The sequence below is a fragment of the Lacrimispora brassicae genome, from assembly GCF_054772055.1.
Map to the genome: position 1 here is coordinate 55,607 of NZ_BRYH01000012.1, position 18,947 is coordinate 74,553.

Genomic DNA, 18,947 nt, shown 5'->3' on the forward strand with positions numbered 1-18,947 from the left:
TTCAAATACAGGAAATTATTGTCTCCACGATCTCCTGCTTCTCTACATCAATGAGGCCATATGTATTCAGGCGCAGCTTGGGAATCACCGGAAGGCTGGCAAAGGCAAGGGTCATGAAAGGGTCGATGCTGTCTCCGATTCCAAGATCCCTTGTCTGGGCCTTCAGCTCTTCCAGTTTTTCATCCACCCATTCTGCCGGCTCCTCACTCATGAGGCCTGCAATGGGAAGGGACAGTTCTCCCAAAACCGTTCCGTCCGCCACAACCGCCAGTCCGCCCCTGTTCTTTCTCACGGTATTGGCGGCAAGAGCCATATCCTCGTCATTGGTTCCTGCTACAATGAGATTATGGGAATCATGGGCAATACTGGTTGCCACTGCTCCCCGCTTTAAGCCATATCCCCCTAAAAAACCAAGTCCCATATGTCCGGTGTTGTGATGCCGTTCCAGAACAGCCATTTTCACAATGTCCTGTTCTATGCTGACGCCGGGAGCAACTCCCGGGTTTTCCACCCACGGGGCCAGATGCTCCGACGTAGTCAGCTCACCGGGAGTTAGACAAAGCACCCGGATGGTGCTGCCCTTTTTCTCCACACGGAAATCTTCCGGCCGGATCTTGTTTAAATGGAAAGAATCTCCCACCCGGGCAGGCGTTTCCACGCTCCGCTGTTCCGCCGCCAGGATTTCCTCCTTCATCACTCCGTTTTCTGCCACCAGCTTTCCGTTTTTATATACCTGCTTTACATGAAATTCCTTAAGATCGGAAACAACCATGAAATTCGCCTTATATCCCGGCGCAACGGCTCCCACCTCACGAAGCCCGAAATACATGGCAGGATGGAAAGAGGCCATCATCACCGCATGGACCGGATCGGCCCCCAGGCTTATGGCCTTTCTTATGATATAGTCCAGATGGCCCAGACGGATTAAGTCCCCGGGATGCTTATCATCGGTGACCAGCATGCAGCGGTGATAATAGGGCTCTTGGAACAAAGGCATCAGAGCGTTAAGATTCCTGGCCGCAGTCCCTTCCCGTATCATGATCCACTGGCCTCTCTTAAGCTTTTCCACGGCCTCTCCTGCATCAGAGCATTCATGGTCCGACTGGACCCCTGCGGTCACATAGGCATTCAGCTCCCTGCCGGAAAGCCCTGGGGCGTGTCCGTCGATCAGTAAGTTCCTGTTCCTGGCCTCTTCCACCTTTTCAAGGATCCCCCTGTCTGCCCTTACGGTTCCATAGGAGTTCATAAGCTCCGCAAGGCCCAGCACCCGTTCTTCCTCATAAAGGGGGGCAAGGGCTTCCGCTCCCAGGACGGCCCCTGATTCATCAAGTCCTGTAGCCGGAACGCAGGAGGGGAGCATGAAATACACATCAAGGGTAAGCCCCTTGGTCCGCTCCATCATAAAACGGATTCCTTCCGTTCCTGCCACATTGGCAATCTCGTGAGGATCCGTAATGACTGCCTGAGTCCCATGAGGCACCACAGAACGCTCAAACTCTCCCGGTGCAACCATGGAGCTTTCCAGATGGATATGGCCGTCAATCAGACTGGGACAAACCACCGCTCCCCCCAGCTCGATCTCCGTCTGTCCTTCATAATCTCCCACTCCCACAATGTAACCATCCTCAATAGCAATGTCCCCATCTTCCAGCTCTGCTGTAAACACATTGACCACTCTGGCATGCTTTAGCACCAGGGACGCCTTTTTCGCCCCTGACGCCGCCAATATCCGTTCTTCTAACATCCGATCCATAAGAAAACTTCTCCTCCCTTTATTTGGCTGCGATCTTTGTAATGGAAGCCGTGATCAGCTTTTTAAACAAAGGTGCTACCCTGTCTGCCGTCTCCTGTACTTCTGCATGGCTTAAAGGCTGGTCCGTAATGCCGCAGGCCATATTGGTGATGCAGGAAATTCCGCAGACCTTCATCCCCATGTGGTTTGCAGCCATTGCCTCACAAGCTGTACTCATTCCAACCGCATCAGCCCCCAGGATGCGGCACATTTTAACCTCTGCCGGAGACTCATAAGCTGGGCCGGTAAGCTGCATGTAAACACCCTCTCTAAGGCCGATTCCTTCTTCCCTTGCTGTCTCTTTGATGATCTGCTGCAGCTTTTTGCTGTAGACATCACTCATATCCGGGAATCTTGGTCCTAAGTCTTCTAAATTTTCCCCAATTAACGGAGAAGGAACAAAGCTTGCGATATGATCCCTTATCAGCATGAAATCTCCCGCCTTAAACTCCTTGTTCACACCGCCGCAAGCATTGGTCAGAAACAGAACCTTTGCGCCTAAAAGACCCATAAGCCTGGCCGGAAGCACTACATCCGTCATTGGATATCCCTCATAGAAATGAACCCGTCCCTGCATGATGACCACCGGAACCTCATTTACATATCCGAATACAAATCTTCCTTTATGGCCTGCCACCGTTGATACGGGGAATCCTTCAATGTCCTTATACTCAATGGAGGCTTCCACCTTTATTTCCTCCGCATACTCCCCAAGTCCGGACCCCAGGATCAGAGCCACTTCCGGGACAAAATCGGTTTTCTCCCGTACACTTTTCAAACAATGATTAAGCTTTGCATATACTTCATTCATACACATTTTTCTCCTTTCATTTTACCGTCCACGTTTTTTGGACATACAGGTATACCCGTAGGGTGGTTCATTTTACTGTCCACGTTTTTTGGACACACAGGTATACCCGCAGGGTGGTTCATTTTACTGTCCACGTTTTTTGGACATACAGGTATACCCTTAGGTGCTTCACATTCCTGTCAGATTTGACTGACATAGGTAGTTACAGTATATCATATTTTCAGATATATCTGTATCTATATTTTGACAAATATGGGGGAATAATGATATACTGTAGGTGTTCGTACTAACCCGGAAGGAACCCTGACGGCGAAGGCGAGGAGAATACGTAAAACGGAAATCCCATGCCTTTTGGTATGGTTTTTTTGTTGCCAGGCAACCCCGCTCCGGCGCGGGAGCCTGCCTTGCAGACTTTGTCTTAAATAAAAGGAATCAAAGCCATGACGGGTACGGACAGAAAGCGAGGATCATTATGAAAAAAGTACTATCAGTATTAATGGCGTTTGCCATGACGGCTTCCCTTCTATCCGGCTGCGCAAAGGGCACCACGGAAAGCACCACGGCAGCCACTGCCCAGGAAAAGGAATCTGCCTCTGAGACGGCAAAGGAAACGTCAGAGGCCCAAAGCCCCGGCGACAGCTATACCTTAAAAATCGGCTCTTTAAAAGGGCCTACCTCCATGGGTCTTGTATGGCTGATGGACCAGTCCGAAAAGGGCACTGCAAAAGGTTCCTATGAATTCACCATGGTGACCGCTGCCGATGAACTCCTTGGAAAAATCGTAAACGGAGACTTGGATGTGGCACTTGTGCCTGCCAATATGGCTTCCATCATTTACAACAAAACCAATCATGGGATAAGCGTCCTTGATATTAACACATTAGGCGTTCTCTATGGGATATCCGCCGATGATTCCATTAAAACAGCCGCAGATTTAAAGGGAAAGACCGTTTACTTAACCGGAAAGGGAACCACGCCGGACTATGCCCTTCAGCATGTGCTTAAGGCCAGCGGCCTGACTGCTGATGACGTAACCCTGGAATATAAATCCGAAGCCGCTGAGGTGGCCTCTATCCTGAAAGAAAAGCCCGACGCAGTAGGCCTTCTTCCCCAGCCTTTTGTAACAGCAGCCATGGCTCAGAATGACTCCCTTAAAATGGTTCTTGATTTAACAAAGGAATGGGATGCCACAGCCGGCGAAAATGGCGGCAGTCTGGTGACCGGAGTTACCATTTGCCGGAACGATGTGATCAAAGACCATGGAGATGCCATCGGCGCCTTTATGGCGGAACACAAAGAATCCGCGGAATTTGCCAATAATCAGGTAGCGGAAACCGCCGCTTTAGTAGCCGCCGCCGGAATCATTGAAAAAGCCCCTGTTGCAGAAAAGGCCATTCCATACTGCAGCATCACCTATGTGGACGGAGACCAGATGAAATCCCTGTTAAGCGGATACTTAAAGGTTCTTTTCGATATGGAACCTGCTTCCGTAGGCGGAACACTTCCGGCCGATGATTTCTACTATATGCCATAATTGGCGGAAAACCTGGTAAGGAGATTTACACCATGAAACCAACAGCCCTCCCGTTTAAAAAGGCCGGCATCATCCTTCTCTGGCTTCTGGCATGGCAGGCGGCAAGCCTGGCAGTGCACAACAGCATCATACTGGTAGGCCCTCTGGAGGTGATCCGGGCATTATGGATCCAGGCAGCCATGCCCGGCTTCTGGAAAACCATTGCCTTCTCCTTTGGAAAGATAAGCCTTGGGTTCCTTCTGGCCTTTGGGGCTGGGATCCTGACCGGGGGCGCTGCCTGCCGTTTTCCTCTTTTAAAGGACTTCCTGGAACCGCTTATGTCTCTTATAAAGTCGGTTCCGGTGGCTTCCTTTGTCATTTTGGCCCTGATCTGGGTAGGTTCCGGAAATCTTTCCGTTTTTATCGCCTTTCTTGTGGTATTCCCCATCATTTACATAAATACCATGGCAGGATTTATGAGTGCCGACCCAAGGCTTCTGGAAATGGCCCGGATTTTCCATATGCAAGGCGGAAAGAAGCTCTTTTACATTTACCGTCCCGCCCTTCTTCCCTATCTTATCAGCGGCTGCCGGGTGGCTTTGGGCATGGGCTGGAAATCCGGCGTTGCCGCAGAGGTGATCGGAGTACCAAACTATTCTATCGGTGAAAAGCTCTATATGGCGAAAATTTATTTAAGTACTGCAGATCTGTTTGCCTGGACCCTGGTTATCATTGCAGTGAGCGCCCTTTTCGAAAAATTCTTTTTATGGCTTTTAAGCCTGGCGGAAACCGGCCGGAAGTCCCATAAAAACAGGAGGTTTAATCCATGGAACTAAAGGTGAATCATCTGTCCAAGTCCTTTGGAACTCTTAACGTATTTACGCAGGTAAATCTTTCCCTCCATTCCGGCCCCATCTACTGTCTCATGGGGTCTTCAGGATCCGGAAAAACCACTTTCTTCCGGATTCTTCTGGGCCTTGAACAGGCTGACTCCGGCTCCATGGCCGGCATGGAAGGCATAAGGGCTTCCGCCGTGTTTCAGGAAAACCGCCTGTGTGAATCATTTACTCCGGTTGACAACATTGTCATGGTGATCCCCGGCCGTTCTTCCCGAAGCAGGAAACAAGCCAGGGATGAGCTTTTACGGCTCCTGCCGGAGGAAGCCTTATCCCGCCCAGTATCCACCCTAAGCGGCGGAATGAAGCGCCGGGTCGCCATTGTAAGAGCACTCTCTGTTCCTTGTGATATGATTTTAATGGACGAACCCTTTACCGGCCTTGATGAAAACACAAAATTGACCGTGATCCGTTATATCAAAGAAAAGACCCGTAACAAGCTGGTCATCATAAGCACCCACCAGGAGGAAGATGTGTCCCTTCTTAATGGTACGCTGATAAATCTGTAAAAACAGGGGCTAAAGCAGGAATTCCTGCTTTAGCCCCTGTTTTTATTCCATATTCAATTCCAAACTTATTTCAGCTTCAAGGTATCCAGAGCCGCCTCGATCTGGCCTTCTACCGCGCTGTCCGGTGATTCCACTGTTCCGGCTGCACTGATGTACTTTTTCGCCGCAGCGTTATAGGTACCGGAAATCGCATAATAGCGAACTCCATCCTGAGGATTTTTATACCGGATGGCGTAACGGAAGGTCTGGCTTCCGTCGCTGCCGTTTTCTACATTATAACGGACAAATTCCATATCCTCTCCACGGCTGACTAATTCCTTGTATTCTTCCATGGTATCCGGATAGACCTCTCTTGCGCCGTCGGCTTCATCCCCTTCTACATAGGTAACTTCCAGCAAATCGCTGCCATTGGGAGAACTGAATGCCACTGCGCTCTCATCTCCATCCTCTTCAATGGTCCAGCCCTGAGGCGGGGTGATCTGATATTTTCCTGATTTGGAAGTAAAGACACCGGAAGATAAGCTTCCTGCATCAGAAGCAGCCTTCTTGGCATCTTCTGTTCCTGTCTCCCCACTCTCAGAGTCTTCCTCGCTTACCGTAGTCTCTTCTGAGCTTTTTGTTTCATCTGCCGCCCCTTTGGTCGTCTCTCCGGCGCCGGCTTCTGTGGAAACATCCTGCTTAGTAGTTTGGGTCTTATCTTTTGATCCACAGGCCGTAGCCGTCATCATGACTGCCATGGCTATGGCAATTACTGCCAACATGTTATTTTTTCTCATTTTTAATCACTCCTCACAATCAATTTCATTTCTGGTGACGAAGAGGATTATAACATTATCTGCATCAAATGTATAGGGGATTAAAGGAACTGAAAGAATCACCAGGAATTCTTAATAATTTTATGAGGAAGCTTCCAAGCCCTCCAGCTCCAGTAATTTCACCTTTATATCAAGACCTCCCCCATATCCTACCAGGCTTCCATTTGCCCCCACTACCCGGTGGCAGGGAATGATGATGGGTATGGGATTGCGGTTATTTGCCATTCCCACCGCACGGCAGCCTTTGGGGTTATGTACCTGAACTGCAATATCCTTATAGCTTCTAGTCTCCCCATAGGGAATCATTAAGAGTGCATTCCAAACCTTTTTTTGAAATTCCGTTCCCTCAGGCTTAAGGGGCAGATCAAACACCGTTCTCTTTCCGGAAAAATATTCCTCCAGTTGACCGACTGTCCTTTCCATCAGTTCTGTCTGCTTCTTAATGGCATTTTCAGGCTCTGACCTTCCAAAATCAATGGCCAGGAGCGCTTCATCGTCACATAGGATGGTAAGAGGCCCTATTTTGCTTTCACAAACTTCCCAGTACTTCATTCCAAATCCCTTCTTTCTCTTATGAGCTGTACAATATTTACATGCCGTTTACTCATGATTGCGAAGCAAGCATGATATGGCGCCGGCTTCAGTTTGCAAAGCAAACAATTTCATTATGAAACCGTGTGCATCACCGATATAATAAGTGTTTTATACTTATTATATCATAAATCCCCCAAAGACAGGATCCTTTCTTTTTAATTATTCCCTGGCAGAGGTATGGGAAGCAAACTTTCTGTTTTTTTAAACATTCCTCATAATTCTTTTAGTTTTTTTATGAAATATTTATGGCTTAGTCAAACTTCCGTCATATTTTCCGCGTATACTTATTATTGTAAAGGAACCCCACCCTTTTAACATTGACTTTTTATTTTTCATACTCAACCGGCAGGAACATTTTATGTACCTGCCGGTTCCTCCCATTTCAGGGACATTTTTCCTCAAAAACCGCGTAAATAAGGGCTTAATAATGAATTTGAAATTTTTTCTAAAATATTGTTGACAAAACCATATCCATCATATATAATAACTCTTGCGTTGCGGAAAAGCAACCAAGAGAAAGACGGAAAATCCTTTCACTATCGGGGTGTGGCTCAGCTTGGCTAGAGTACCTGGTTTGGGACCAGGGGGTCGCAGGTTCGAATCCTGTCACCCCGATTTAAGAGAAAAACCGTCAATGGCATTTTAGTTTCTCTTGCCTTTTGCGGGTGTGGTTCAATGGTAGAACACCAGCCTTCCAAGCTGGATACGTGGGTTCGATTCCCATCACCCGCTTTTGAGTCTGTAGCTCAGTTGGATAGAGCAACGGCCTTCTAAGCCGTGGGTCGGGGGTTCGAATCCCTTCAGGCTCGTTTCACATCTTTGACCAAGGTGTGAAAATTTTATGGTGGGTATGGCGAAGTCGGTTATCGCGCCAGATTGTGGCTCTGGAGGCCCAGGGTTCGAATCCCTGTACTCACCTTTCCCTTTTAGGGAATTTTTTTTTATCATTAGTTTATTGGGCTATCGCCAAGCGGTAAGGCACAGGACTTTGACTCCTGCATTCGTTGGTTCGAATCCAACTAGCCCAGTACGGGATACTAGCTCAGGTGGTAGAGCACTTGACTTTTAATCAAGTTGTCCGGGGTTCGAATCCCCGGTGTCTCATGAAGAAATCGGATAGGCCGGGAAAGCAAATTTTTCCCGGCTCTTTTTCTGTTTTACCTGACAAGAGGATCTTCAAATGTCAAATGAATTGCCTATCTCCTATTTCGTGTATTCATTATGTACATTTATTTCGCACATTTATTTCGTACATTTATATGCTTTTACGTTTCTGCCTTGAACGTCTTATTTGCCGTTTCTGGCCTACCAATCAGCCATCTCTTACATTCTCCCACCCCGCGGCTATATAAGGCCAAATGGACCCTTTAAAGGCGGTTAACGGGCTCTTTCTCTTCTATATTAATAGTAACTCATATTTTTCCTGAATCATTAGCATTTAAGGCTTAAGCAAAGAAGCTTTATCTCCTATGGAGCGTCTGGCCGGCATGAGCAGCCTTTGGGAAAATAACCCGTGAGACAATGCCAATAGAAAATAATCCCACACATAAAGAAGCGTTTATCGGATGCCGAAATAACCAAACAAATAAGGGCTGTATAAAAGTAATATGGATTGTTTATCTGTCTCAAAAAAACTATAATAGGATTCATAGGATTCACTCCACTCTCCTCTCTAATTTGTACATAAAAAGAGAGGACAGGCAAGTAAATAACAAATATAATGTAAATGAAAGGATTGATTTTATGGAATGGATTGAGGGATTAAACAAGTCAATTAACTATATCGAGGAACATCTGACGGAAGATATAGACTATAAGCAAGTAGGGAAAATAGCCTGTTGTTCTACCTATCATTTTCAGAGAATGTTCGCATATATGGCCAATGTATCTTTATCAGAATATATCAGGCGCAGGCGTATGTCCCTGGCGGCGGTGGATCTGCAGAGCGGAGACAACAAAATCATTGATGTTGCTCTTAAATATGGCTATCATTCTCCAACTGCATTTAACCGGGCATTTCAAAGCATACATGGAGTAGTACCATCTCTTGTAAAAGAAAGCAGTGTTTCCGTAAAATCATATCCACCCATTAGTTTCAAAATTACAATAAAAGGAGTGGACGAATTGAATTATCGAATTGAGAAAAGGGGACTGTTTCGGATTGCAGGCACAGCACAACCGCTGCACCGTGAAATTGAGAAGAATTTTGAAATTGTACCTCAAATGTGGAACAAGGCTGCTATTGACGGAACAATCCCTAAATTAGCCGCCATGGCGGACGGATACCCCCGGGGAATATTGGGAGTCAGCGTCTGTAATGACTTGGAAGAATGGCGGTACTTTATCGCCGTCGCCAGTACCAAGGAAATTGATGATACTTTGGAAGAATATGTTGTTCCTCCTTTCACCTGGGCTATATTTTCCGGAGAAGGTCAATGCCCGCAAGCAATACAAGATTTAGAGAAACGCATTGTCACCGAATGGCTTCCCACTTCTGGGTACGAATACGATAATGGACCGGATATTGAGGTCTATTTAAGCCCTGACCCTCAAAACGCAAAATTTGAAATATGGATACCCGTTGTAAAAAAATAATCAGGAGAACGTCTTGGATAGACCAAATGAAAATTTTACTGTTTTTCTGAAAACAGTAGACGATCGTTATAAAGATTTCGTTATGGAAACAAATGATTACCTTACAAAAAACAAATGTAAATGTGAAATTAAAACTGCTAAAAGTGGATTTATCACTTCATACAAGATGGATACTACAAAAAAGGTGCTGGCAACTTTTGTATCTCGGAAAACCGGAATGAGATTACGAATTTATCCGGAGCACTTGAAAGCTTATGAAATTTTTTTGAATACTTTACCAGACAAAATGAAGAAAGAAATCAAAGATGCATCTGTATGCAAGCGGTTAATAAACCCAGAGGAATGTAACCCTAAATGTGTCATGGGATATGACTTCTTTTTAGATGGTGAACATTATCAAAAATGCCGTTACATGGCATTTATGCCTGCTTTAAGCGAAAAAAACAACCCATATATCAAAACCTTTTTAGAAAATGAGTTGAACCATAATAACCCCATTTAACAGCAGCCGGCCATTAAGTAACATACACTGCTGTTTATAGAAGTATCCCAAAGTTTTCCCAAACCTCCAAACTGATGAAAAACAAAATCACTCAGTTTGGAGGTTTATTTTATGATAAAAGGAAGAAAGGATACGTCTCCTGAAGACAGGCTCTGATTTCAAGTCATTGAGCTGCACTCTCCTTTATTTCCATTGCTCACCGGAATCTTATTAGTTTCCAGATTGTCACACATTTTTGATAATACTTCACAGAATACAGCGATTTCGTCTTCCGGTATGCCGGCGCAGATAAGCTCTTCAAACTGCTGAAAAACTTTTCTTGTTTCTTCAGCTTCAGCAAGCCCTTTTTCTGTAAGGCTGATGAGAAAGGAACGTCTGCAGTCCGGATTGTTTTCCCTCAGAAGGAACCCCATATCTTGCAGTTTGTCTATATTTCTTGACATGGTGGCAGCATCGAAACAGCATCTGTCTGCAAGTTCTTTTTGGCTGATATGGTCCTTTTGCAAAAGATTGTATAAAATCCTGGCATGTCCCTGCCCCGGCGTTAATCCGATATTTGACAGAAGCGGAGAAATAATCTGTTTCCTGGCCTTTTCTTCACGAACCAATAGTTCTCTCACATTGTGTCGCTTCATATATTTTGTCATTCCTTTCCCTTTGCTCAAGGCACAAACAAATCATGAGAAATGTTGTGCCTCTCTGCTCTTTGTTTTATAATTACTGGCTGGAATACCTCATCACTCTAATTCAAACTGCCCGGTATGCAGTTGATAATATTTCCCTTTTTCCTGCAGCAATTCGTCATGGCTGCCCCGTTCAATAACCTCTCCTTTTTCAAGGACCAGGATAGCGTCTGAGTTTCTTACGGTGGAAAGCCTGTGGGCGATAACGAATACTGTCCGGTCCTTCATGAGAGCATCCATACCCTTTTCAATGAGTTTTTCCGTTCGTGTATCAATGGAGCTGGTGGCTTCGTCCATGACAAGGACAGGCGGCTGTGATATGGCAGCTCTGGCAATGGCAATCAACTGCCGCTGCCCCTGGGATAAATTGCTGCCGTCGCTTTCCAGAAGGGTATCGTAGCCATTTGGAAGACGTCTTATAAAAGAATCCGCATTTGCAATTTTTGCGGCGGCCAATATGTCTTCATGGGATGCATTCAGTCTTCCATACCGGATATTATCGGCAATGCTTCCGGTAAATAAGTGGGTTTCCTGAATGACCAGAGAAATGGAACGCCTTAAATCATCTTTTTTTATGTTCCTGATATCAATTCCATCGTAGGTTATGGCACCTTCATTTAATTCATAAAACCGGTTGACCAGATTGATAATGGTCGTCTTGCCCGCTCCGGTAGAGCCAACAAATGCGATCTTCTGACCAGGCTTGGCGTACAGGCTGATGCCGTTTAAAATAGTATTTCCGCCTGTATAACCGAAAACTACATCGTGGAACCGGACATCTCCCTTTAAAGGGACCAAAAGATAGCCCCAATCCCGGTCAGGAACTTTCCAGGCAAAGGAACCGGTATAGATATCCGTTTCCTTCAGGCTGCCATCTGCCTCCTGCACCACCCTCTTTAAGGTGACGGTTCCTTCGTCGGATTCAGGCTCTTCCTCCATCATATTAAAAATCTTTTCCGCACTGGCAAGCGCTACCATGAGAAAATTGATCTGCATGGTAAACTGGTTCATAGGCATGGCACTTTGCCTGACATAAACCAGATAGGATGCCAGGGTTCCCATATTGATCAGACCTGACAGGGCAAACAATCCGCCCACACAGGCAGAAATGGCATAATTAATGTAAGAAAGGGAAACAATCGTGGGAACGGTAATGCCCGTATAGGTGGCAGCCATTGTGGAGGAAACTCTCAGCTTCTCACTCAGCTCACGGAATTTTTCAAAATCCTGTTTTTCATGGCGGAAAATCTTTTCCACCTTCTGCCCCTCCACCATTTCCTCTACATAGCCATTGATGTTGCCAAGGTTCTTCTGCTGCTCTGCAAAATATTTTTTGCTCAGCTTTCCATTGCGACGAATATATATTAACATAACCAGAAGAAAAAATACAACAATTAATGACAACTGCCAGTCCAGGAGAATTAACATGATAACGGTACCTACGGAAGTAATAAAGCTCTGGATCAGCAATGTAAAGCTGTTATTAAGGGCTTCTGAGATGGTGTCAACATCATTTGTAAAGTGGCTCATCAGATCCCCGTGTGTGTGGCTGTCAAAAAATTTCAAGGGCAGTTTCTGGGTATGACGGAATAAATCTATCCTTATTTCGCTGACCACCTGCTGGGAAACGTGAACCATCATCCGGCTATAAAGCAGACAGGCTATGGCTCCCGCCAGATAGATCAGTCCCATTATAAAAATCATTCTGACAAGTCCGGATATATTGCCCGGAAGAATATAATCATTTATGACCGGCTTCAGCAAATAGGTTCCCATTATTCCGGAAAATGCACTGACGGTTACCAGGATCGCGATGAACAGCATGGAAAGTTTGTAATGGCCGATGTATCTCAAAAGCTTCCCAAGAGTTTTTTTTGTGTCTCTGGGTCTTGCGTGTCCGGTATTCTTCATAAGGCCTGGCTGCCTCCTTTCTGCTGGGAAAAATAAATATCCTGATAAATTTCATTATCGGCCAGCAGTTGTTCATGGGTTCCAATGGCATTTATTCTTCCGTCATCAAGGATAATGATCTGGTCAGCATCCATGACAGAGGAGATCCGCTGGCTGATGATGATCTTTGTCATACCGGGAAGGGATTTATCCAGACCCTCTTTTATTTTTGCTTCCGTTGCGGTATCAAGGGCGCTTGTGGAATCGTCCAGAATAAGCACCTTGGGTGCCTTTAAAATTGCTCTTGCGATACAAATACGCTGTTTCTGCCCGCCGGAGACATTGACGCCTCCCTGCCCCAGCTCCGTCTCATAGCCATGGTCCAGACGGCCGATAAATTCATTGACACAGGCAATGCTGCATGCTCTTTCGATCTCTTCATCCGTTGCATCCTCCTTTCCCCAGTAAAGGTTTTCCTTTACCGTGCCGGAAAAAAGGGTGTTTTTCTGCAATACCATTCCGATGGAATCCCTTAAATGATCCTGAGTATATTCATATATGGGATGGCCGTCAATGGTAATATTGCCGGAGGTCACCTCATAGAGCCTTGGAATCAACTGCACCAGGGTACTTTTGGCAGCACCTGTCTGACCAATGATTCCAACGGTCTGTCCGGGGCCGATCTCAAAGGAAATATCGGAAAGCACATATTCTTTTGCCTCTTCCTTGTATTTAAAATATACGTTTTCAAACCGGATCCGTCCTTCTTTGATGGTGATATCCTTTGCACGATCATCATTGATGATCGGTTCCTCCTCTAAGACTTCCGAAATCCTTTTCCAGGAGGTCAGAGAACGGGTGAACAAAAGAAAAACATTGGAAAACATCATAAGGGAATTAAGCACCTGCAGCACATAGCTTAGAAAGCTGGTCAGGGCACCTACCTTCATTCCACCGACCATAACAAGGTTTCCGCCAAACCACAGGATACTTAATATGGTCCCGTACATAACAAACTGTAAGGCAGGCATATTTAAGGCCGCCAGGGAAAAAGACCTTTCAGAGGAATTCTGTAAGTTCATGTTTCCCTCTTTAAATTTACTTATCTCATAATCTCCCCGGACATAAGCCTTTACCACACGAATGGCTATCAGATTCTCCTGAATGACCCTGTTTACAAGATCAACGGCTCCCTGCATCTTTGCGTACAGGGGTCTTACGTTTTTAATAATTGTATATAAAATGACGGCCAGTACGGGAGCCGCAATTAAAAATACCACAGCCAGTTGGGCATTCAGCCTGAAAGAAACGATCAATGCTGTCATCATCATCACTGGGGAACGGAAACCGGGACGCATTCCGTTTGTAATGGAATTCTGGATTGTGGTAATATCGCTTGTAAGCCTTGTTACCAGAGAAGGGGTGCTGAACCGGTCCGTGTTTGCAAAGGAATACGTCTGCATTTTCTGAAATTCAGCCATTCGGATCTGAGCCCCCACACCATTTCCGCAGATGGCGGTATACCGGGCGCATGCATGACCCAGAAAGAGAGATATAACCGCAAAGAACACCATCTGAAAGCCCTTTAAAAATATGTAATTTTTATCACCGTTTGCAACTCCCACATCAATGATGTCAGCCATAATCATGGGGATAACTAATTCAAAAATGGTTTCAGCCTCAATACAGACTATTGCAAGAATAAATTCTTTTTTATACTTTTTTGCATAAATAAATAGGTTTTTCATGTCAGGCTCCTGGATTAGTTGTTATGACAATTATTGCATTAACAACAATTGCGTATATAACTATTATATCCAGCTTCCTTGAATTGTCAATAGATGATAGGAACATTTACCCGGGATCAGAAAAACGCCTTATCCGTAACGTGTAAAATCTTCGAGATAAGACGTCTTAATTGACTTTCTTATGAGAGATTCCGGTAAGGTTGTCCCACTTTTTAACCAGCGTTTTAAGGTCTACCCCGGTCTACCCCGGAAAAGACATATTTTTTTTAAGACAGCCGGAATTTCTTGTAAAATCAAAGTCCGGCGATCTATTAATAAGAGCGCAAGACAGGATTCGGACCTTGGCAAGGTACTTTCCTTATTATAACTAGTATATCACAGTCACTTTATCCGCATAAACACTGGATCTTTCCATTTTCGTATACACTCAAATATATCGTAGTACCTTTAATTACTTTAGTAAAACTTTAAGTAATTTTGTTCTTTCCTGCTTAGAATTGTAGGGCCGATTGGACCGGTGGGTACGGGCATCGATTTGCCACGTATACTTAGGGCATTATCAATAAGCTTTTTATCAGACGGGATTCAGCTCTATTTAGTACTGATGAAAGAAAAACACCAGCCCTATTATGTGATGGATAAGGTATAATTATTGACCTATTACATCGAACAGACTGGGAAATGAGCAAAGTTTCACTGGAATTTCCATGGACTTGATGATAAAATTATTATATGCGTAATGTTCATTTCAAGAGAGAACAAGCAAAATTTATATGCTCCGCTATGTTCCAATTTAGGGAGGGAGAAGAATTGGTGAAAAAAATTTTTCAGTTAAAAATCATTTTATCTGTAATTAGCGTTGCCTTGATTTTACTGGGCGTGTTTTTATCAATACAATCGGAGCAGGTAAAAAACGATCCCAACTATACAATGGCAGTAGCGAGGATTTCACGGATTAATAGGGTAAATGTTGGCAACGAGCACATGAATCATACGGTATACGTAGATTTTGTGCACCAGGGAAACAGCTACAAAGACATAAACCTAGGCTATTACGACAACAGCATGGTAGAGGGATTATATATTCGCATTTATGTGAATATTGACAATCCCTATAACATCACTGTCAGAGCTGCCAACATCTCCTCTTTCATTCCGATACTGGTAGGCGCATTCTTTTTAGGCGTAGCCTTTTTGACGGATAAACTTGCGGGGTATCCCAATGAGAAAAAAAGGGCATTAATGCCAGGGGTAGTGTTTGTGTTAATTGCTCTTTTCTTTGCTCCCTTTGCACTCCCTAAATATTTCGACGACAATAATTATACCCGGATTCAAGCAGATATCACAAATATTGTTACGACACCTAATATAATCAACAACAAGCCTACACTGGAAACGGTAGTTTATGTAGACTACACATATGATAATGTCTATTACAAAAATATACCTTTACCATACTATGAGTCCAGCATGTTAAAAATGGATAAGACTGAGATCGTTGTGGATCGGCGCAATCCATACAGGATAGAAGTTCATACAAGCAAGATGGTTACCGTGGTGTTTGGTATATTTTCCGGATGCTTTCTGGTTATTGGACTTCTGTTAATGGGCAAAAATGCTGAGACCAGCCCTCTATCGAGTTGGATGTACAATCCTGCGCCAATGTATCGATGGTTTGGAGGAATCATGATGGGGCTAGGCGTTACCGCTGGTATTTATGGCCTCATTAATCCCAACAGCGTTATTTTCAGCAGTGCACAGGTACAAACCTCTACGAATGGAACGGCTGCCATAAGTACCACCGGGACTATCCTATATATTTCCTTTTTCCTAATATTGCTGGGAGGTATTTTTTTCACAGTTGGCCATCTCTTTATCAAGCAGAGCAGGAAAAGGAATAAAAAGGTGACAGACTTATGATATGCGTTTTTTGTACAAGGCAGCAAGATGTTGGAGAAGCAGCCGTCAAAGGGTTATTTTGTAGCGTTTTGGGGCTTGTAAACGCAAGAAAAAATAACAATGTCGTTGATGTTTAATGAAAGTCCGTTTAATAACTCATATGCAACATTTGATTCAGCCATCAATAGTCTTCTAAAACAAGTCTCCGACTTTCTCCAATATTAAACCTCTTTATCTTTGTTTCCAAAACCGACGATGTTCCGATTATTAGCACTCGCTTCCTCATGGCTCTCTTTCCTGCTTCTTCGTGTGTATAGGTATTAGCGGCAGCATAGCACCATAGTAGAATTGTTAGCCATTGCGGCTCTGCCGTTTCGTAGCATAAAGGTTAATTTATATCCATGACAGTGTAGAAATATTTACCAAGCCGCATACTGGCATTATTAAAACAACCGAGTTTTTATATAATATGGAGGGAATGGAACGTGAAAAAATTAACATATGGTTCTTTGATGATAGGAATTTTTTTTGGTTGTATATGCTATACTGTATGCTCATTCTTTGTTGATACCTATTTCTCTGCTTTATTGGGATTATCCACAGGAATTATATACTTTTTGATTTTTTGTATATGGGGTACTATTAATGCCAAAAAGCAAGAAAGGATATTATCGGAATACGGGAATGACTTTTTATTCAACGAAACAGTCAATTATTATAGTGATAATGGACTGTTAAATGGATTGCTTGTCTTGACGGAAGAAACATTGTTTTTTATTGCAACCGAAAAGATAGAGATCAAAATTGATTATCCTTTACATCAAATTGCTGAAATAGAGTTTATTAAAATATTCAAACATATTACAGGACTCAGTATCTTCATTCGAGCCAACTTACCATGAAACCATTCTTGCAAATCCGTAAAAAGGGCGCAAAAGATAGCTTAAGCTAATTACTCTTGAAAGGGATCTTGACTATCTGATACTTCTTGGATAATTACAATAGGATCAGATATTAACCCGTATTTTTCATCTTCTGGATAAGTAACAGCTATTGAAGGCTGTTCACCTGCAAACTCTATCATGCTTTCCATAGAGTCCCATTTTGTACACAGAAAAAAATGTGCATATTGTCCTTGTTCAATAATTTTTAAATAGGCTCCCTGATTTCCTTTTATAGCAAGAGTCTCTTTCACACCTGTTTCATATTCATATTTTTCAAATTGATCTTTCATATTAAGAGGCACGATTCCATGCCATGTTCTTGAAACCATAATTCATAATCCTCCTTTATACTTATAAATAATGAGGGCTTTATTTAAAGAGCAATACGTTCATTATACAAGAAAACACATAAAAATACTACAATACATTATGATAAAGGAGAAAAACATTTCGGGTCAAGTGGCGTGTTGATAAAGTCGTTTTAATATTTTTCCAATAAATAAGACTGCATATTTATTTAAAACAAAAAGACACACAGTAAACATCTGCGTGTCATAGAAGCTCTAAAATTATATGGAGAAAATGGGGATAACTCAAAATGCAACTCCCCTGCATCATGCTTATTTTGTTTACACCCTCTTATGGATTTCATATGCCGCCCATGCTATCACATCACCAGCAAAAGCACTCCCAACGCCTATTGCAAGCAGAAAAACAACAATATGATGTGCATTATACATTGCAGAACCAAACACATCAATATAAATAAGAATTGCGAGTAGCAAGAGCAATATAAATACATATATAGGAATGAGCTTAATCATTATTCTTTTTACTTTGAAACAAAGGAAAAGTTAAACAGCAAAAAATATAACAGCAATTGTTACAAGTATTATCATTGTTTTGAGATGACCATCCATAATGAAATACCTCCGCTAATATAAATAAAATGTTCACAACAAAAATTTTCGCTTTGGCTCACCCTCCAGTTAAAATTTTATAGCATTACTTTTATGGCTTTATTGTAGCACAAACAAAATAAGTTTTAAACAATAAATATACTATAATATGCAATGTAGAAATATTTTCTTGACTTTGCCAACAGCCCCCAAATGGCCCGTGGTTCCTATCTTGCTCAACTTATTCGTTAAGTGGCACTTGCTTATAGCATTATATCATGCAACAGGCTCAACAGGAAAATTCATCGTATTCCATGCCGCAATGCCGCCTGTCAACTCTAAAACATCGAAACCGTTTTCCAACAATATAACGGCAGCTTTGGCAGCCATATTGCACCAAGTATCCCAACAATACACAACAATAATTTTATCCTTTGGCAATTCACCCAGCCGATCTGCGAGATCTTTCAGCGGGATGTGTTTTGCGCCAGCTACTTTCTGCTTCATCACTTGAGGCGGTGCATTGCGCACATCGACGACCAAAAACTTATCCGGTTCCGCCTTCGCAGCCATGGGAAAATCCATAGGACTGATGGTACTCTCAACTTTTGCTTTAAAATAATCAATTACTTTAAGGACCTTTATTTATGTAAACAAAAATAGGATTCCCAAAACTCGGAAACCCTCATAAATACTATATTTTCTAAAGAGCGCGAGACGGGACTCGAACCCGCGACCCCGACCTTGGCAAGGTCGTACTCCACCAACTGAGCCACTCGCGCTTATTTCTCTTCTATTTTGAAAGTTTTCATATACCCTCAAAACCACACATTGCTATATATCTATCTTCATCCGTT

16 protein-coding genes and 7 tRNA genes are annotated in these 18,947 nt (G+C 43.6%); 13 read left to right on the forward strand and 10 right to left on the reverse strand.

Translation table 11 applies throughout. From position 1 onward, the window contains the following. Window position 1: 1 nt before the first annotated feature. Together ade and ACYVD3_RS08125 are read right to left on the reverse strand one after the other, a co-directional pair. The gene (gene ade / locus ACYVD3_RS08120) at window positions 2-1,753 is read right to left on the reverse strand and encodes an adenine deaminase (protein ID WP_460642016.1); all 1,752 of its coding nucleotides are present in this window, start codon (window positions 1,751-1,753) and stop codon (window positions 2-4) included. A gap of 19 nt (window positions 1,754-1,772) precedes the next feature. After that, window positions 1,773-2,603 carry a purine-nucleoside phosphorylase gene (locus tag ACYVD3_RS08125; protein ID WP_460642017.1) on the reverse strand — a complete coding sequence of 277 codons (831 nt, stop codon included), beginning with the start codon at window positions 2,601-2,603 and terminating at the stop codon, window positions 1,773-1,775. Between the two features lie 472 nt (window positions 2,604-3,075). Here ACYVD3_RS08125 and ACYVD3_RS08130 point away from each other — a divergent pair, with 472 nt between their 5' ends. From ACYVD3_RS08130 to ACYVD3_RS08140, 3 genes are read left to right on the forward strand one after another with little or no spacing between them, the layout of a single operon-like run. Further along, entirely contained in the window at window positions 3,076-4,137 is a 1,062-nt protein-coding gene (locus tag ACYVD3_RS08130) for an ABC transporter substrate-binding protein (protein ID WP_460642018.1), read from the forward strand. 32 nt (window positions 4,138-4,169) lie between these two features. Next, window positions 4,170-4,952, forward strand: a complete 783-nt coding sequence (locus ACYVD3_RS08135; RefSeq protein WP_460642019.1) for an ABC transporter permease — start codon at window positions 4,170-4,172, stop codon at window positions 4,950-4,952. Then, complete coding sequence (locus ACYVD3_RS08140; RefSeq protein WP_460642020.1) at window positions 4,943-5,521, forward strand: ATP-binding cassette domain-containing protein; 579 nt, start codon at window positions 4,943-4,945, stop codon at window positions 5,519-5,521. Before ACYVD3_RS08135 ends, ACYVD3_RS08140 begins: the two co-directional genes overlap by 10 nt. Window positions 5,522-5,586: 65 nt before the next feature. Here the strand turns inward: ACYVD3_RS08140 and ACYVD3_RS08145 are convergent, their stop codons facing one another. Continuing rightward, window positions 5,587-6,297, reverse strand: coding sequence for a hypothetical protein (locus ACYVD3_RS08145; RefSeq protein WP_460642021.1), 711 nt, complete (start codon window positions 6,295-6,297; stop codon window positions 5,587-5,589). 120 nt (window positions 6,298-6,417) lie between these two features. Then, entirely contained in the window at window positions 6,418-6,888 is a 471-nt protein-coding gene (locus ACYVD3_RS08150) for a methylated-DNA--[protein]-cysteine S-methyltransferase (RefSeq protein ID WP_460642022.1), read from the reverse strand. Between the two features lie 582 nt (window positions 6,889-7,470). On the opposite strand from ACYVD3_RS08150, the gene ACYVD3_RS08155 reads away from it, so the two are divergent. From ACYVD3_RS08155 to ACYVD3_RS08190, 8 genes are all read left to right on the forward strand, one after another. Beyond that, window positions 7,471-7,545, forward strand: a tRNA-Pro gene (locus tag ACYVD3_RS08155). Between the two features lie 46 nt (window positions 7,546-7,591). Further along, a tRNA-Gly gene (locus ACYVD3_RS08160) sits at window positions 7,592-7,662 on the forward strand. 3 nt (window positions 7,663-7,665) lie between these two features. Next, window positions 7,666-7,739: transfer RNA gene (locus ACYVD3_RS08165), tRNA-Arg, on the forward strand. Window positions 7,740-7,773: 34 nt separating this feature from the next. Next, window positions 7,774-7,849 (forward strand) — tRNA-His (locus ACYVD3_RS08170). Between the two features lie 37 nt (window positions 7,850-7,886). Next, window positions 7,887-7,958: transfer RNA gene (locus ACYVD3_RS08175), tRNA-Gln, on the forward strand. A gap of 3 nt (window positions 7,959-7,961) precedes the next feature. Next, window positions 7,962-8,034: transfer RNA gene (locus ACYVD3_RS08180), tRNA-Lys, on the forward strand. 639 nt (window positions 8,035-8,673) lie between these two features. Further along, complete coding sequence (locus tag ACYVD3_RS08185) at window positions 8,674-9,525, forward strand: AraC family transcriptional regulator (protein ID WP_460642031.1); 852 nt, start codon at window positions 8,674-8,676, stop codon at window positions 9,523-9,525. A 13-nt stretch (window positions 9,526-9,538) separates the two neighbouring features. Next, window positions 9,539-10,027, forward strand: a complete 489-nt coding sequence (locus tag ACYVD3_RS08190; RefSeq protein WP_460642023.1) for a hypothetical protein — start codon at window positions 9,539-9,541, stop codon at window positions 10,025-10,027. Window positions 10,028-10,185: 158 nt separating this feature from the next. On the opposite strand, the gene ACYVD3_RS08195 is transcribed toward ACYVD3_RS08190, so the two are convergent. The 3 genes from ACYVD3_RS08195 to ACYVD3_RS08205 all read right to left on the reverse strand — a co-directional run bounded on the left by ACYVD3_RS08195 (window position 10,186) and on the right by ACYVD3_RS08205 (window position 14,348). Beyond that, on the reverse strand, window positions 10,186-10,662 hold the full coding sequence (locus ACYVD3_RS08195) for a MarR family winged helix-turn-helix transcriptional regulator (protein WP_460642024.1): 477 nt from the start codon (window positions 10,660-10,662) through the stop codon (window positions 10,186-10,188). Window positions 10,663-10,764: 102 nt separating this feature from the next. Continuing rightward, the gene (locus tag ACYVD3_RS08200; protein WP_460642025.1) at window positions 10,765-12,621 is read right to left on the reverse strand and encodes an ABC transporter ATP-binding protein; all 1,857 of its coding nucleotides are present in this window, start codon (window positions 12,619-12,621) and stop codon (window positions 10,765-10,767) included. Next, the gene (locus tag ACYVD3_RS08205; RefSeq protein WP_460642026.1) at window positions 12,618-14,348 is read right to left on the reverse strand and encodes an ABC transporter ATP-binding protein; all 1,731 of its coding nucleotides are present in this window, start codon (window positions 14,346-14,348) and stop codon (window positions 12,618-12,620) included. Before ACYVD3_RS08205 ends, ACYVD3_RS08200 begins: the two co-directional genes overlap by 4 nt. Before the next feature lie 810 nt (window positions 14,349-15,158). Here ACYVD3_RS08205 and ACYVD3_RS08210 point away from each other — a divergent pair. Beyond that, window positions 15,159-16,268, forward strand: coding sequence for a hypothetical protein (locus ACYVD3_RS08210; protein ID WP_460642027.1), 1,110 nt, complete (start codon window positions 15,159-15,161; stop codon window positions 16,266-16,268). A gap of 464 nt (window positions 16,269-16,732) precedes the next feature. Beyond that, complete coding sequence (locus tag ACYVD3_RS08215) at window positions 16,733-17,149, forward strand: hypothetical protein (RefSeq protein WP_460642028.1); 417 nt, start codon at window positions 16,733-16,735, stop codon at window positions 17,147-17,149. A gap of 50 nt (window positions 17,150-17,199) precedes the next feature. Here ACYVD3_RS08215 and ACYVD3_RS08220 read toward each other — a convergent pair whose 3' ends face one another. The 3 genes from ACYVD3_RS08220 to ACYVD3_RS08230 all read right to left on the reverse strand — a co-directional run bounded on the left by ACYVD3_RS08220 (window position 17,200) and on the right by ACYVD3_RS08230 (window position 18,872). Then, window positions 17,200-17,520, reverse strand: a complete 321-nt coding sequence (locus ACYVD3_RS08220) for a hypothetical protein (RefSeq protein ID WP_460642029.1) — start codon at window positions 17,518-17,520, stop codon at window positions 17,200-17,202. A gap of 846 nt (window positions 17,521-18,366) precedes the next feature. Continuing rightward, the gene (locus tag ACYVD3_RS08225; protein WP_460642030.1) at window positions 18,367-18,663 is read right to left on the reverse strand and encodes a rhodanese-like domain-containing protein; all 297 of its coding nucleotides are present in this window, start codon (window positions 18,661-18,663) and stop codon (window positions 18,367-18,369) included. Window positions 18,664-18,799: 136 nt separating this feature from the next. Then, window positions 18,800-18,872 (reverse strand) — tRNA-Gly (locus tag ACYVD3_RS08230). Window positions 18,873-18,947 lie beyond the last annotated feature (75 nt).